Raw genomic sequence first — 14,825 nt, forward strand, 5'->3', positions numbered from 1 at the left:
GCGCCTTCGTACAAGGAGACCCATGACGAACACCTGGCTGACCCCGGGAACCCACCAACGCCTCACCGCCGAACTCGCCGTCCTCACCGGCACCGCCGACGCCGCCACCCAGGAGGCCCACGGGTTCACCCGGATCGAGGACAAGGACGCCCGCGAGGTCCGCGTCAACCGCATCCAGGAGATCCTCCGCGACGCGGTCATCGGCGAGGCCCCACCGGACGACGGCATCGCCGAGCCCGGCATGGTCGTGACCGTCCGCTACGGCGACGACCCCGACACCGAGACCTTCCTGCTGGGAGTACGCGACCGCGCGGACTCCGACGGGGTTCCGGTCTGCTCGCCGGAGTCACCCCTGGGACGGGCCATCCTCGGCGCCGAGCAGGGGGAGGAGCGCACCTACACGGCCCCCAACGGGCGGACACTCAGGGTGGGCCTGGTGCGCGCCGTTCCCTACGGCTCGGAGACCGCCGAGGTTTCCTGAGGCGGGGCGGGGCCGCTCACATCGGGACCGGTCCCGCCCCGGGCGAGCGCCTAGGGTGGTCGTACCGACGTCGGAGGGAAGACCATGGCCGAGGAGATCACCCCGGAGCTCGCCCAGCGCGTCCTGGCGGCCCAGCCCTTCAGCGGGCTGGTCCGGGCCAGGGTCACGGCCTTCGAACCGGGCAGGGCCGTGCTGGAGGTCGACGTGCGGGACGAGCTCCTCCAGCAGAACGGCTTCCTCCACGGCGGGGTGCTCGCCTACGCGGCCGACAACGCGCTCACCTTCGCAGGCGGCACGGTCCTGGGGGCCTCCGTGCTCACCAGCGGCTTCGCCATCGAGTACCTGCGCCCGGCCCGGGGCACGACGCTCAGCGCCCGCGCGCACGTCCTGGAGTCCACCCGGCGCCGGGCCGTGTGCCGCTGCGACCTCGTGATGGTCGACGGGGAGGGCGCCGAACGGGTCGTGGCGGCCGCGCAGGGCACCATCACCCTCACCGAGCGGTGATCTCCCTCGGCGGTGCCGTCTCGCGGGCCAGCAGCGACAGCACGTACTCGAAGAAGCCGTCCGCGTCGATCTCCTCGACCACCCGGGCGTTGGGCTCCAGCCCGTGCACCCCCCAGGACATCGCCGAGTAGCCCCGGGTGAGCTCACCGGCGGTCTCCACGTCCACGTGGTACCGCGAGGCCGCGCGCACCAGCTCGGGGTGGAGGAGCAGGGCCGCGGTCAGCGAGTCCGGGTGGGTGGTGCCGTCGATGCCCACCCTGCGGTCGAACTCCAGGGTGGCCGCGCAGATCCGTGTGAAGAACCGGGAGAGGGGCGTGTCCAGCGCCGCGATCCGGTCGAGCCGGTCCTGGCCGAACACGGCCTGCCGGAGCGTGAGCGGGTCCCACGGGACCACGGTGACGTCGAACCCGGCGGCGAACACCGCCTTGGCGGCCTCGGGGTCCACGTAGAAGTTGAACTCGGCGGCGGCCGTGATGTTGCCCCGGCCGTTGTTGGAGCCCCCCATGACGTACAGCGATCCCACGTTCCGCGCGAAGTCGGGGTCCTTGACCACGGCGGCCGCGATGTTGGTGAGCGGGCCGATCGCCACGACCGACAGCTCGCCGGGGTTCTCGGCGGCCAACCGGACCAGCGCGTCCACGGCGTGCTCGCCGCGGGGCTCCAGACCCTCCTGGTCCATGGACAGGCCCCCGGAGCCGTCCCCGTGCACGTTCTCGGCGCTCACCCACTCGCGGACCAGCGGCCGTCGACACCCCAGGTACACGGGCACGTCGAACCGACCGCCCGCGGCGTTCAGCGTCATGAAGGCGTTGCGGACCTGCTGGTCGAACCCCACGTTCCCGGCCACCATCGTCACCGCCCGCAGGTCGGCCGCCGGGTCCAGCAGCCCGACCAGCAGCGCCACGCAGTCGTCCTGCGCGGTGTCGGTGTCGATCACCAGGGGCACGGGCATCACCCGAACCGGCCGGTGATGTAGTTCTCGGTCTCCTTCTTCTCCGGGCGGGTGAAGATCTGGTTGGTCTCGCCCATCTCGATCAGCTTGCCGGGCTTGCCGGGGGCCGACAGGTTGAAGAAGGCGGTCCGGTCCGAGACACGGGCGGCCTGCTGCATGTTGTGGGTGACGATGACGATCGTGTAGTCCTCCTTCAGCTTGTGAATGAGGTCCTCGATCGCCAGGGTCGAGATGGGGTCCAGGGCCGAGCAGGGCTCGTCCATGAGCAGGACGGACGGCTTCACCGCGGTGGCGCGGGCGATGCACAGGCGCTGCTGCTGGCCGCCGGACAGGCCCGATCCGGGCTTGGCCAGCCGGTCCTTGACCTCTTCCCAGAGATTGGCGCCGCGCAGCGACTCCTCGACCAGCTCGTCGGCCTCGGCCTTGCTCATCCGCTTGTTGTTGAGCCGGGCGCCCGCGATCACGTTGTCGTAGATCGACATCGTGGGGAACGGGTTCGCCTTCTGGAAGACCATGCCGATCTCGCTGCGGACCATCACCGGGTCGACCTCGCGGCCGTAGATGTCGAGGTCGTCCAGGAGGACCTTGCCCTCGGCGCGGGCGCCCGGGGTGACCTCGTGCATCCGGTTCAGGGTGCGCAGGAAGGTCGACTTGCCGCAGCCGGAGGAGCCGATGAACGCCGTCACGGAGCGGGGCTCGATGGTCATGGACACGTCCTCGACCGCGAGGAAGTCGCCGTAGTAGACGTGCAGTCCGGAGACGTCGATTCGTTTCGCCACAGGTGTTCCTCGATTTAGCGGGTCTTGGGTGCGAAGAGGCGGCCGATCACGCGGGCCAGGACGAACAGCAGCATGACCGTCAGGACCAGCGTCAGCGCGGCGGCCCAGGCCCTCTCGTAGTTGACGGCCCCACCCATGCGGAACTGCGAGTAGATGAACACCGGCAGGCTCATCATCTGCCCGTCGAACAGGTTCCAGTTGATGGACACGGCCGACGACCCCGCGGTGAGGACCAGCGGTGCCGTCTCTCCGATAACACGCGCGATGGCGAGCATGATTCCGGTGGTCAGACCGGCCGCCGAGGTGGGGAGCACCACCTTGGTGATCGTGCGCCACTTGGGCACGCCCAGGGCGTAGGAGGCCTCGCGCAGGTCGCGGGGGACCAGCCGGAGCATCTCCTCGCTGGAACGGACCACGACCGGGATCATCAGCACGGCGAGGGAGATCGCGCCCGCCGCGCCGTTGGTCTTGCCCGGCCCGAAGAGCATCATCCACAGCGCCACCACGAAGAGGCCCGCGACGATGGACGGGATACCGGTCATGACGTCCACGAAGAACGTGATGACCTTCTTCAGGCGGCCCTGGGCGTACTCGACCAGGTAGACGGCGGTGAGGACACCGATCGGCACCGAGATGAGGGTGGCCATGCCGGTGATCGCCAGGGTGCCGACGATCGCGTGGTAGACGCCGCCCGCGTCCATGCTCGGCAGGACGCCGTTCATCGACACGGTGAGGAAGTAGCCGTCGAAGCGGTCGAGGCCGTAGCCGACCACCGTGTACAGCAGCGACACCAGCGGCGCCATCGCGAGCAGGAACGCCGAGTAGACGAGCGAGGTGACCAGGCGGTCCTTGGCCTTGCGGCCGCCCTCGATCCGCGCCGAGGCGGTCACGACGATGACCACGTAGGAGACGGCGGTGAGCAGCGCCCACAGGACCACGCCGAAGGAGGAGAAGGCCGCCAGGACGCCCGCGACCACCAGCGCGCAGGCGGCCAGCAGGACCTGCGGGAAGCGGGTGGGCAGGGCGCCGGAGCGGAGGTCGTTCTCGGCCGGGCCCGCCTCGGGGGCGGGGGGCTGCGTCGTCGTGCTCATGCGGACTCCTTGTTGCCCCGGGCCACGACGTAGCGGGCGCCCATGTTGACGGCCAGGGTGATCGCGAACAGCACCAGACCGGCGGCGATCAGCGCGGACACGCCGTAGCCGGTGGCCTCCGGGTACTGGAGGGCGATGTGCGCGGCGATGGTCTGGTTGCCGCTCTGGAGCAGGTTGAAGGAGATCGCCAGGGACGGGGAGAGGATCATGGCGACCGCCATGGTCTCGCCCAGCGCGCGCCCCATGCCGAGCATGGCGCCGCCGACGATCCCGGACTTGCCGAAGGGCAGGACGGCGAGGCGGATCATCTCCCAGCGGGTGGCACCCATGGCGAGCGCGGCCTCGCGGTGGCCCTGCGGGACCTGGTGGAACACGTCGCGGGACATCGCGGTGATGATCGGCAGGATCATCACGGCCAGGACGATGCCCGCGGTGAGCAGCGTGCGGGCCGAGGTGGAGGCGGGGCCCGCGAAGAGCGGAATCCAGCCGAGGTAGGTTGTCATGCCCTCGTAGACCGGCACCAGCTTGGGGGCCAGGACCATCATCCCCCACAGTCCGTAGACCACGCTGGGGATGGCGGCGAGCAGGTCGACCAGGTAGCCGAGCGTGGTGGCCAGTCGTCGGGGCGCGTAGTAGACGATGAACAGCGCGATGCCGATGGCGACCGGGGTGGCCAGCAGGAGCGCGATCGCCGCCGCCATGACGGTGCCGAAGGCCAGCGCGGCCACACCGAACGACGGGTTCTCGCGGACGTTGGCGTCCCATGACTGGTCGGTCAGGAAGTTCGAGGTGTTGGCCAGCAGTGACGGCCAGGCCTGGACCAGGAGGAAGGCGGCCACACCCGCGAGGATCAGCAGGATCAGCAGTCCTGATCCTCGGGCGAGCCCGGCGAAAACGACATCGCCGATCCGGCGCTTGCCCGCGGGCGGCGGTGCCGCCTTGGGCGCGTCCGTGGTCGTCATGGGTTCTCCGGTTCGGAAAGGTGGGCGGGGCTGGTCGCCTGTCCGCGTCCCGGCGGGACGGACGCGCACCGCGCGGGGCCCGGCCGTGGTCTCACGGCCGACGCGCGGGCAACGGCCGATCCGTGCCGAATGCGAAGGTAGGCGCAGGAAGTGACCAGTTGTCCCAGAGAAGATGAACGGAAGGTGAACGCGGCGTCGCACTCTTGTGGCGGGTGGGGGTTGGGCCGGTGAATGTGACAAGCCGCACGTCACCGGGGGCCCGGGGGCGGCCCGCGGGGTGGGTCAGGCGCGGGTGTCGGCGGGCGCGTACATCACGTCCGTGTCCCACATGGAGAACCCGAGGGACTCGTAGAGGCGTACCGCGGCCTCGTTGTCACCGTCCACGTACAGGTGCACCCAGGGCAGCCCGGCGTCGCGGAGGTGGGCGAGTCCGGCCAGGGTGAGGGCGCGGCCCAGACCGGTGCCCTGCCAGGCGGGGTCGACGCCCACCACGTAGACCTCGCCGACGGCCTCGTCGTCGCTGAGCCCGGCGCCGTCCGCGTGCGTCTTGGTCCAGTGGTAGGCGGCGATGGTCCCGTTGCGGGTGGCCGCCACGAAGAAGCCCCGGGGGTCGAACCAGTCCTCCACCTCGCGCTGGAGGAGGTCGTCGAGGGTGAGTGATCCCTGTTCGGGGTGGTCGGCGAAGGCGAGGGCGTTGGCCCGCAGCCACGCCTGCTCGTCCTGTCCCACCACGAAGGGCCGGATGCGCACCCGCTCGGCGACCTCGGGCCGCAGGGCGGGTTCGGGGATCTCGGGGGCGGTCCGGGGGCCGCCGGGGACCTCGGGTCCCAGGTCGCGCAGGGGCATGCGCATCTTGTGGAGTTCGCGGACCGGCGCCCAGCCCTCGGACTCCGCCACCGAGACCGCACCGGGGGTGCGCCCGTGCGCCCACACCCGCACGCCGTGGGGGCCCGCGTCGTCGCGGATCGAGCGCAGGAGCGCGGAGCCGTGTCCGTCGCGCCGGTGCGCGGGGTGCACGACGACCTCGCCCGAGTCGGGTTCGTCCTCGCCCCGTTCCACGAACGCGAACCCCACGACGGCGCCGTCCCTCTGGACGACGTGGAAGCGGCTGCTGCCGGCGGGGGCTCCGTGTCTGATCCGGAGCACGGTGTGCTCGGACAGCGGCACGGCCCCGTCCTCGGTGCGGGCCGCGTCGGCCAGGGCCAGGACGGGTCCGACCAGCTCCGGCGCGAGGTTGTCAGTGACTAGCGGGGTACTCATGAGCCAGAATCCTAGATCCTGTCGGCCGAATTCCACATGCCGACTCCCCCAAGGGGAAGCGGGACGCCCGGCGCGGCGCGGGGGAGCCCGGCCGGTCCGGGACCGGGGCCCTCGCCCCGGTCCCGGAACCGCCGGAGGGGTGTCACGTCCTGCGTCGTCTGCCCTGGTATCCGCCGCCGAGCCGGACCCGGCGGGCGGGGGCCAGCGGGGTGGCGAGCAGCAGGGCCAGCAGGAACGCGGCGAGCAGGACCGCCGGTGCGATCGAGGGGCCCATGTCGGAGTGGTCGGCCGCGATCTCGGTCTCGTTGTCCTCGTTCGCGGTGGGCGTGACCAGCGGGAGTTCGGCCAGGTCCTGGGACGCGCCCGGGGCGAGGTCGGGCAGGTCGGCCTCGTCGCGGGGGAGCGTGGGGATGTCGGCGCCGCTGGTGGGCGCGGTCCCCACGGTGGAACTCGGCGGCCGGTTCGGGGTCCGGGCCGGGGCGCGGTCGTGACTCGATCCGCCGCGTGAGCTGCTCTCGCTGGCGGTCGGGGACGGCGTGGGGGTCCGGCTCGGGGTGGGGCTCGGGGACGGTGTGGAGGAGGCCGACTCCGTGGGGGAGGGGCTCGGGGTCCGGGTCGGCCGTTCGGACGGCTCCTCCGTGGGCGTCGGGCTCGCGGTCGGGCTATCGGTCGGCGTCGGAGTGGGGGTGGGCGAGGGTACGGGCTCGGTGACGGTGACCGTCCACGTGTTCGACGCGGCCTCCTGGACCTGGCCCTCGTCGACGTCCTGGCAGCGGCCGTCCTCGGGGGCGGCCGCGTACCTGAGCAGGGCGGTCACGGTGGCGTCCTGCCGGGGGGCGCCGGTGACGGTGGCGCGGGTCGTCACGTTCGGGGAGATCAGGGTGGCGTCCGGAGCGCCCGTGCGGAACTCGGGGGCGTCGGTGCTCAGGTCGATGAGGCAGATGGGGAGGGGGCCGGTGTTGGTCACCGAGAGCGTGTTGGGCGGGGCCTCGGTGCCCAGTTCGACGGTGTCGGCCTCGCTGACGAAGGAGACGGCGGCGGACGGGGCCGGGTCGGCGTGGGCCGGGGACATCACGGCGACCAGCGCGGAACCGACGAAGGCCGCACCGAGGACACTGCTCAGGCGGGGTCTGTGGGGGGCGTGGGTAGCGGGGGTCGGCATCGGTGCGATCTCACTCCTCCGGTGGCGCGCCGTCAGCGGCTCGGGCCGCACCCGGCGACGGGCCTCCGCCACGCCTGCCGACGCCCGTCCGTCGGATGCCCCACCGATCTTAGGGCGTGGGGCCGTCGAGCACGAGGGTGCGCGCCGGGTCAATCAGGTGCGCGGGTGCGGCGGGCGCCGGACCGCTCGGAACCGGGGACGGGGCGTGAGGGCGGAACGGGGCGCATGGGCCCGCACGTGGGGGAGGGGCGCGGCGGGTCCGGACACGGCTCCGGGGCGCCCGCCGTGCGGGCGCCCCGGGGAGGCCGTGGTGCGGCGCCGGGCGCTGGCGGGCCCGGGGCCGGGTCATCGGCTAGGAGGACCCGGCGGTGCGGCTGGCGGGTACGGCCTCCGCCGTCTCCGCCTCCGTTCCCGTCTTCGCCTCCGCCGTCCCCTCGGCCGCTGGCGCGGACCGCTGTGCGGTGCCGCCCTTGCCGGTCGCCCCGCTCTTGGTGACGGGGTCCGGCACGAAGCGGTAGCCCACGTTGCGGACGGTGCCGATGAGGGACTCGTACTCCGAGCCCAGCTTGGCGCGCAGGCGCCGCACGTGGACGTCGATCGTCCTGGTGCCGCCGTAGTAGTCGTAGCCCCAGACCTCCTGGAGCAGCTGCGCCCGGGTGAAGACCCGGCCGGGGTGCTGTGCCAGGAACTTGAGGAGCTCGAACTCCTTGAAGGTGAGGTCGAGGATGCGTCCGCGCAGACGGGCGATGTAGGTGGCCTCGTCGATCACGAGGTCGCCCCGGCGGATCTCGTCCGGGTCGTCGGACCCGGCCTCGGCCGCTCCGACCGCCAGCCGCAGGCGGGCCTCGACCTCTGCGGGGCCCGCGGTGACCAGGATGAAGTCGTCGGCCTGCCAGTCCGGGGTCAGGGCCGCGACACCGCCCTCGGTGAGCAGGACCAGCAGCGGACAGTCGAGCCCGGTGGTGTCCAGCAGACGGCAGAAGTTACGGGCGGCCGCCAGGTCGGTTCGCGCATCGACCAGAATGGCGTCAACCGGGGCGCCCGGGTTCCCGCCGACTCCGGAGGCCAGTAGGGCTCCGGCTTCGGCGGGGGCCACCCGCACCGAGTGCAGGAGGAGTCCAAGGGCGGGAAGAACGTGGTCGGACGGTTCGTTCGAGTTCGTGAGTAACAGCAGATGGCTCATGCGTCTCTTCTCGTCGGCCCGCTTGTGTCGGGCGATCGAAGGCGCCATTGCCCCCGGTGAAGATCTGTCGAATAAGTCGCCTCCGAGCAACACCAAGGATAATCAACTGATGGCGAAGTGCACTATCCGGTACTGGGCCTCCGCGAAGGAAGCGGCTGGAACGGCGGAGGAGACGGTGGATGCCGACACCCTCGCCGCCGCTCTCGAGGCGGCGTGTCTCCTGCACCCCGACGACCGTTTCCGGCGCGTGCTCGGGGCTTCGTCGCTCCTGGTGGACGAGGCTCCCGTGGGACGGAGGCCGCACGGTGAGGTAGCGGTCACGGATGGGACTGTGATCGAGGTCCTACCGCCGTTCGCGGGCGGGTGAGGTGGTGGGTGCCGAGGCGGAATCGGAGCGAAACATGACGGAAACCCAGCAGTGGCGGGGGGCGGCCCGCGTGGTCATGCTCGGCAAGCCCGGGTGCCACCTGTGCGAGGAGGCGTGGTCGGTCATCGGCCGGGTGACGGACGACCTCGGGGTGGAGCGGGCCGAGCAGGATCTGGCCGGGGTCTCGGAGGCCGACCGCGAGGAGTACTGGGACAAGATCCCGGTGACGTTCGTCGACGGTCGGCGCCACGACTTCTGGCGGGTGTCCGAGGAGCGGCTGCGGTCCGCGCTCTCCTCCTGAGCGTGCCTCCCGGGGCCCGGTCCGGAGGCCGGGGAGGCGGGGCGTGCGGGAGCGGGGCGACCTGCGCGGATGCGCGCCGGGCTTGTTCTCGGGGTCCTCTCCCCACTCCCCCTCGGGGCGACCCTGGCGGATGCGCGGCGGGCCCGGCGCGGGTCGGCGGTGCCCTTTCGCACCGTTCGCGCGTGGCCTCGCCGCGCCCTCCGTGTCGCTTTCCCGCGCTTTCCGTATCCCTTCCGCTCGGGTTCGGCGGGCCCCGGACCGTCGCGTTCCCGTCCCTTTTTCGGGAGTGTTCCGGAAGCGTCGGCGACTTCTCCGCCTCCTCGCGCCCGGAGCCCCCGCGCCCGAAATGGGGCTGATGTGATCTCGTGTTCGGGATCGCCCCTCGGGCGGTGCATTCATGGGAACCCGTTCGGGGGGTGTCACATCCGACCCCACTTTGTGCGTGCTTTCACAAGCACGTAATCTGGGGTTCCCACGACCCGTAGGGCGGGGAAGGCGCGTGTGCGCGGCGGTCGGCGCCCGGCCCCGTGCCACGACCCCGCGACCCGCCCGCATCCACCGCCCCCAGGAGCGCCACCCTGTGACAACTCGTCCGCCTCGGCCCCGGGAGAGGGGAATCCCGGAGGCCACCGTCGCCCGGTTGCCGGTCTACCTGCGCGCCCTCCAGGCCCTCCAGGAACGGGGCACCGCCACCGTCTCCTCCGAGGGGCTGGCCGGGGCCGCCGGGGTGAACTCGGCGAAGCTCCGCAAGGACCTCTCCCATCTGGGCTCCTACGGGACGAGAGGCGTGGGCTACGAGGTCGAGTACCTCATCTACCAGATCTCGCGTGAGCTTGGTCTCACCCAGGACTGGTCCGTGGCCATCGTCGGCATCGGCAACCTGGGGCGCGCACTGGCCAACTACGGGGGGTTCGGCACCCGCGGGTTCCGGATAGCGGCCCTGCTCGACGCCGACCCGGAGGTGGTCGGCCGGTCCGTCGCGTCCCTGGACGTGAGGCATATTGACAGCCTGGAGGAGGTTGTGCGTACGAAGGGCGTGTCGATCGGCGTGATCGCCACACCGGCCGGTTCCGCGCAGGGTGTCGCCAGCCGCTTCGTCGAGGCGGGCGTGACCAGCATCCTCAACTTCGCCCCCGTCGTGCTGAATGTGCCCGACGGGGTCGATGTGCGTAAGGTCGACCTGTCCATCGAACTCCAGATCCTCGCCTTCCACGCGCAGCGCCGGGCCGACGGTGACGGTCAGGTGAACAGGTCGGGGCTGGAAGTGACGTGAGACGGGCCGGGTCCTGGGGCACGGGCTCCAGAACCGGGCGGCGGCGAGGAGCGAGCGCGCGCCGCGTTTCGGGGGGCTGACGGCGGGAGCGCGCGCCCGTGCCCGAACATGGAGAGACCTAGTGCCTGCATAGGAGTGCGGATGAGTGTCCTGGCCGTGGGGTTGAGCCACCGGAGTTCGCCGGTGGCGCTGCTCGAACGTGTCGCGTTGAACGGCGAGACGCGTACCAGGGCGGTCGGTGAGATGGTCGGCTCCGACGCCGTCAACGAGGTCATGGTGGTCTCCACCTGCAACCGCACCGAGGTCTACGCCGACGTCGAGGACTTCCGGGGCGGGGTGGCGGCCATCACCGAACTCCTCTCCTGGCACACCGGCGTGACCCTCGGCGAACTCAACGAGCACCTCTACGCCCACTACGAGGACAACGCCGTCCAGCACCTGTTCTCCGTCACCTGCGGTCTCGACTCCATGGTCGTCGGCGAGGGGCAGATCCTCGGCCAGGTCCGCGACTCCCTCAAGGAGGGCCAGGAGACCGGTTCGGTCGGCCGGGTCCTCAACGACCTCGGACAGCGCGCCCTGCGCGTCGGCAAGCGCGCCCACACCGAGACCCACCTGGACCACGCCGGGGCCGACATGGTCAGCTTCGGCCTCACCGTCGCCACCCGCGACCTCGCCGTCACCCCGGACCCGTCGCTGCCCGCCGCCGAGGTCACCCCGCCCGCGGGGTGCCCCATGTCCGGCCGGGGCGCCCGCCCCGCCGACACCGACGAGAGCCCCGCGCCTCGCGCCCTCGACGCCGCGCTGCCCTCGGGCCCGCTCACCGGAGCCAGGGTCCTGGTGCTCGGAGCGGGCTCCATGAGCGCCCTGTCCGCCAACACCGTCGCCCGCCAGGGCGCCGGGACGGTCATCGTCGCCAACCGCACCCCCGAGCGGGCCGCCCGGCTGGCCGAGTGCCTCAACGAGGCCTACGACACCGTGCGCGCCAGCTCCGTCCCCTTCGCGGAGGCGGCCTCCGCGCTAGCCGGGGTCGACCTCGTCATCTCCTGCACGGGAGCCCAGGGTCTCGTGCTCACCGCCCACGCCGTGGCCGCGGCCTCCGAGGGGCGCACCCGCCCCCTGGTCTTCCTCGACCTGGCCCTGCCCCGCGACATCGACCCGGGGGTGCGCGACCTGCCCTCGGTACGCCTCGTGGACATCGAGGACCTCCGCCAGGCGGTCGCCTCCGGGGGCGACCACGGTTCCGGCCACTCCAGCGTGCTGCCGCTCGTACGCGGGATCGTCGAGGAGGAGGTCGGCGAGTTCCGCGCGATCCGCCGCGCCAACGAGGTGGCCCCCACCGTCGTCGCCCTGCGCGCCCAGGCCCGCGGGGTGGTGGAGTCCGAGCTCGCCCGCCTGCACGGCCGACTCCCCGACGACCTCGACGAGCGCACCCGCGAGGAGATCCGCCGGGCCATGCGCCGCGTCGCCGACAAGCTGCTGCACAGACCGACCGTGCGTGTGAAGGAACTGGCCGCGGCCCCGGACGGCGAGTCCTACGAGGCCGCCCTGCGCCAGCTGTTCGACCTCGACCTCCAGATCCCGAAGAACCCGGACGGGGAGACCTGTCCCGGAAGCCGCAGCACCGCCGCGCGGCCCGCACAGGAGAAGGCATGACCGCAGAAGGCACCACCGCCGTACCCGCGAGGCTCGGCACCCGCCGCAGCACCATGGCCACCACCCAGTCCCAGGGGGTCGCCGACACCATCACCGAGCGGACCGGGCAGGCGATCGAGCTGGAGCTCATCACGAGCTTCGGCGACGTCACCAAGGCCCACCTGACCCAGCTCGGCGGTACCGGGGTGTTCGTCAACGCCCTGCGCGACGAGCTGGTCGCGGGGTCCATCGACTTCGCGGTGCACTCGCTCAAGGACCTGCCCACGGCGCCCTCCGAGGGCCTGGTGCTGGCCGCCATCCCCGAACGCGACGACCCCCGGGACGCCCTGTGCGCCCGCGACGGCCTCAAGTTCGCCGACCTCCCCGCCGGGGCGAAGGTCGGCACGGGCTCCCCGCGCCGCGTCGCCCAGCTCAGCGCGCTCCGCCCCGACCTCGTGTACGTCCCCATCCGGGGCAACGCCGAGACCCGCCTGGGCAAGGTCTCCTCGGGTGAGCTCGACGCCGTCGTCCTGGCCTACGCCGGTCTGGGCCGGGTGGGCCGACGCGACGACGTGACCGACGTCTTCGAGCCCGAGCAGATGCTGCCCGCACCCGGCCAGGGCGCCCTGGCGGTGGAGTGCCGCGCCGAACGCGCCGGAGCCGACCTCGCCTACCTGGGCGCCGTCGACCACCCGGCCACCCGCGCCGAGGTCGTCGCCGAACGCACCGTCCTCTCCGAACTGGAGGCCGGGTGCGCCGCCCCGGTGGGCGCCTTCGCCGAGTACGGCGGGGACCGCCTGCGCCTGCGCGCCGCCGTGGTCTCCACCGACGGCGCCACCGCCGTGCGCCGTGAGCGCACGATCGACCTCGCCTCTCCCGATGACCTCGACGCGGCGGTCGGGCTCGGCCGCGACCTGGCCCGTCAGATGATCGCCGAGGGCGCCGACCGCATCGTCGCCGAGGCCTTCGCCGAGCGGGACGCCACCTAACCGGTCCCTTCCGGTCCGCGTCCGCGCCGCACCACACGGACCCACGGACGGCCGAACCCGGGCCGACTCCGCCCGTCGCCCAGGGGAGGGGGTGGGGCCACCGCACCGCCACCTCCCCGTCACCGCCCCGGACTCCGCACCCCGGGGCGCGGGCGACCCACACACGAGGAGCCAGTACGTGAACGCCAACGCCAGCCCCCAGCCGGAGGAACCGCGTCCCCGCGAACGCGCGACCGGTCACGTCGCCCTGGTCGGTGCCGGACCGGGAGGCGCCGACCTGCTGACCCTGCGCGGCGCCGACCTGCTGAGCCGGGCCGACGTGGTCGTCACCCTCCGCGAGCCCGCCGCCGAGGAGCTCGCCGGCTTCCGCCAGGAGCTTCTCGCGCACTGCTCCGAGGACGTCACGGTGGTGGAGGCCGCGGAGTGCGGCGGCGACGTCAACACGCTCGCCGTCACCCGCGCCCGGGAGGGCCTCAGGGTCGTGCGCCTGTACTCGGGCGACCCCTTCTTCGGCTGCCGGGGCGCCGCCCTGGTCGCCGCCTGCCTCGAAGCGGGCGTCGAGGTCGAGGTGGCCCCCGGGGTCTCCTCGATCACCTCCGTCCCGACCTTCGGCGGGATCTCCCTGCTCGACGACGACGAACCCGAGCTGCGCGTCCTGCACGCCCGCCCGCACGGTGAGCGTCGGGTCGACTGGCAGGAGGCCGCCGCCAGCGACGCGCCCCTGGTCATCCTGGGTGCCGACGCCCCGCCGGAGGAGCCGCCCGAACACCGCGGCCCCGGCTTCGACGTCGTGTGCAAGGCGCTCGTCGCGGGCGGGCGTCCCGCGACCACCCCGGTCGCCGTCGTGCGCGCCGGCGGTACCACGCGGCAGACCACCGTCACCTCGACGCTGGCCCGCCTGGTCGCCGAACTCAAGTCCACGGACGCCAAGAACCACCACGTCACGGCGCCCGCGCTGATGATCGTCGGCGCACCGGTCGCCCGCCAGGCCGAGCAGTCCTGGTACGAGACCCGGCCGCTGTTCGGGTGGCGCGTCCTGGTGCCCCGCACCAAGGAGCAGGCCGTGGCCCTCTCCGACCAGCTGCGCGGCTACGGCGCGGTGCCCGAGGAGGTGCCCACCATCTCGGTGGAGCCCCCCCGCACCCCGCAGCAGATGGAGCGCGCCGTACGCGGCCTGGTGACCGGCCGCTACCAGTGGGTCGCCTTCACCTCCGTCAACGCGGTCCGGGCGATCCGGGAACGCCTGGAGTCGTACGGTCTGGACGCTCGTGCCTTCGCCGGGGTCAAGGTCGCCGTGGTCGGCGAGAGCACCGCCCGGGCCGTCCGCGACTTCGGTATCCAGCCCGACCTCGAACCGCCCGCGGACGCCCAGTCCAGCAAGGGGCTGGTCGGGGTCTGGCCGCCCTACGACGCGGAGATCGACCCCATCGAGCGGGTCCTGCTGCCGCGTGCGGACATCGCCACCGAGACCCTCGCCGCCGGGCTCACCGACCTCGGCTGGGAGATCGACGACGTCACCGCCTACCGCACCGTGCGCGCCGCGCCCCCGCCCCAGCCCGTGCGCGAGGCGATCAAGGGCGGCGGCTTCGACGCCGTGCTCTTCACGTCCTCGTCCACGGTGCGCAACCTCGTGGGGATCGCGGGCAAGCCGCACAACACCACGGCGATCGCCGTGATCGGCCCCGAGACCGAGAAGACCGCCGTCGAGTTCGGCCTGCGCGTGGACGTGGTGGCACCCAAAGCCTCGGTTTCCTCCCTCGCGGAGGCGCTTTCGGAGTACGGTGCGGCCAAGCGCCAGGAGGCGATCGACGCGGGCAAGCCGGTCCTCAAGCCGAGCCAGAAGCGCCGCGGACGCCGCCGCAAGCTCTGAGAAGCCAACCCCGAACCGT

The 14,825-nt window shown here is 72.6% G+C and carries 15 protein-coding genes; 8 read left to right on the forward strand and 7 right to left on the reverse strand.

Features of this window, described 5'->3' with window-relative positions:
* Positions 1-22: 22 nt before the first annotated feature.
* Complete coding sequence (locus ABZ635_RS00300; protein ID WP_357756554.1) at positions 23-481, forward strand: GreA/GreB family elongation factor; 459 nt, start codon at positions 23-25, stop codon at positions 479-481.
* A gap of 84 nt (positions 482-565) precedes the next feature.
* A complete protein-coding gene (locus tag ABZ635_RS00305) occupies positions 566-985 on the forward strand; it encodes a PaaI family thioesterase (protein ID WP_357756556.1) in 420 nt (139 codons plus the stop codon).
* Here the strand turns inward: ABZ635_RS00305 and ABZ635_RS00310 are convergent.
* The 7 genes from ABZ635_RS00310 to ABZ635_RS00340 all read right to left on the reverse strand — a co-directional run bounded on the left by ABZ635_RS00310 (position 972) and on the right by ABZ635_RS00340 (position 8,374).
* The gene (locus ABZ635_RS00310; RefSeq protein WP_357756559.1) at positions 972-1,937 is read right to left on the reverse strand and encodes a nucleoside hydrolase; all 966 of its coding nucleotides are present in this window, start codon (positions 1,935-1,937) and stop codon (positions 972-974) included. The two genes, ABZ635_RS00305 and ABZ635_RS00310, sit on opposite strands and share 14 nt — an antisense overlap.
* Complete coding sequence (gene pstB, locus ABZ635_RS00315; protein WP_357756562.1) at positions 1,937-2,716, reverse strand: phosphate ABC transporter ATP-binding protein PstB; 780 nt, start codon at positions 2,714-2,716, stop codon at positions 1,937-1,939. The genes ABZ635_RS00310 and pstB overlap by 1 nt, the downstream gene beginning before the upstream one ends.
* A 14-nt stretch (positions 2,717-2,730) precedes the next feature.
* On the reverse strand, positions 2,731-3,807 hold the full coding sequence (pstA, locus tag ABZ635_RS00320) for a phosphate ABC transporter permease PstA (protein WP_357756565.1): 1,077 nt from the start codon (positions 3,805-3,807) through the stop codon (positions 2,731-2,733).
* A complete protein-coding gene (gene pstC, locus ABZ635_RS00325) occupies positions 3,804-4,769 on the reverse strand; it encodes a phosphate ABC transporter permease subunit PstC (RefSeq protein ID WP_357756568.1) in 966 nt (321 codons plus the stop codon). The genes pstA and pstC overlap by 4 nt, the downstream gene beginning before the upstream one ends.
* Positions 4,770-5,051: 282 nt before the next feature.
* A complete protein-coding gene (mshD, locus tag ABZ635_RS00330) occupies positions 5,052-6,029 on the reverse strand; it encodes a mycothiol synthase (RefSeq protein ID WP_357756570.1) in 978 nt (325 codons plus the stop codon).
* 142 nt (positions 6,030-6,171) lie between these two features.
* Entirely contained in the window at positions 6,172-7,191 is a 1,020-nt protein-coding gene (locus tag ABZ635_RS00335) for a hypothetical protein (protein WP_357756572.1), read from the reverse strand.
* Positions 7,192-7,543: 352 nt separating this feature from the next.
* Positions 7,544-8,374 carry a response regulator transcription factor gene (locus ABZ635_RS00340; RefSeq protein WP_357756575.1) on the reverse strand — a complete coding sequence of 277 codons (831 nt, stop codon included), beginning with the start codon at positions 8,372-8,374 and terminating at the stop codon, positions 7,544-7,546.
* A 109-nt stretch (positions 8,375-8,483) separates the two neighbouring features.
* Between ABZ635_RS00340 and ABZ635_RS00345 the strand changes: the two genes are divergently transcribed.
* The 6 genes from ABZ635_RS00345 to ABZ635_RS00370 all read left to right on the forward strand — a co-directional run bounded on the left by ABZ635_RS00345 (position 8,484) and on the right by ABZ635_RS00370 (position 14,806).
* Entirely contained in the window at positions 8,484-8,741 is a 258-nt protein-coding gene (locus ABZ635_RS00345; protein ID WP_357756577.1) for a MoaD/ThiS family protein, read from the forward strand.
* A gap of 34 nt (positions 8,742-8,775) precedes the next feature.
* The gene (locus tag ABZ635_RS00350; protein WP_357756579.1) at positions 8,776-9,042 is read left to right on the forward strand and encodes a glutaredoxin family protein; all 267 of its coding nucleotides are present in this window, start codon (positions 8,776-8,778) and stop codon (positions 9,040-9,042) included.
* 580 nt (positions 9,043-9,622) lie between these two features.
* On the forward strand, positions 9,623-10,315 hold the full coding sequence (locus ABZ635_RS00355; RefSeq protein ID WP_357756582.1) for a redox-sensing transcriptional repressor Rex: 693 nt from the start codon (positions 9,623-9,625) through the stop codon (positions 10,313-10,315).
* 141 nt (positions 10,316-10,456) lie between these two features.
* Positions 10,457-11,968: a glutamyl-tRNA reductase gene (locus ABZ635_RS00360; RefSeq protein WP_357756584.1), complete on the forward strand. Its 1,512-nt coding sequence runs from the start codon at positions 10,457-10,459 to the stop codon at positions 11,966-11,968.
* Positions 11,965-12,936, forward strand: coding sequence for a hydroxymethylbilane synthase (gene hemC / locus ABZ635_RS00365; protein ID WP_357756586.1), 972 nt, complete (start codon positions 11,965-11,967; stop codon positions 12,934-12,936). Before ABZ635_RS00360 ends, hemC begins: the two co-directional genes overlap by 4 nt.
* A gap of 178 nt (positions 12,937-13,114) precedes the next feature.
* A complete protein-coding gene (locus ABZ635_RS00370; protein WP_357756589.1) occupies positions 13,115-14,806 on the forward strand; it encodes a uroporphyrinogen-III synthase in 1,692 nt (563 codons plus the stop codon).
* Positions 14,807-14,825 lie beyond the last annotated feature (19 nt).

Origin of the sequence: Nocardiopsis sp. NPDC007018 (genome assembly GCF_040635075.1) — a bacterium.
Taxonomy (GTDB): domain Bacteria; phylum Actinomycetota; class Actinomycetes; order Streptosporangiales; family Streptosporangiaceae; genus Nocardiopsis.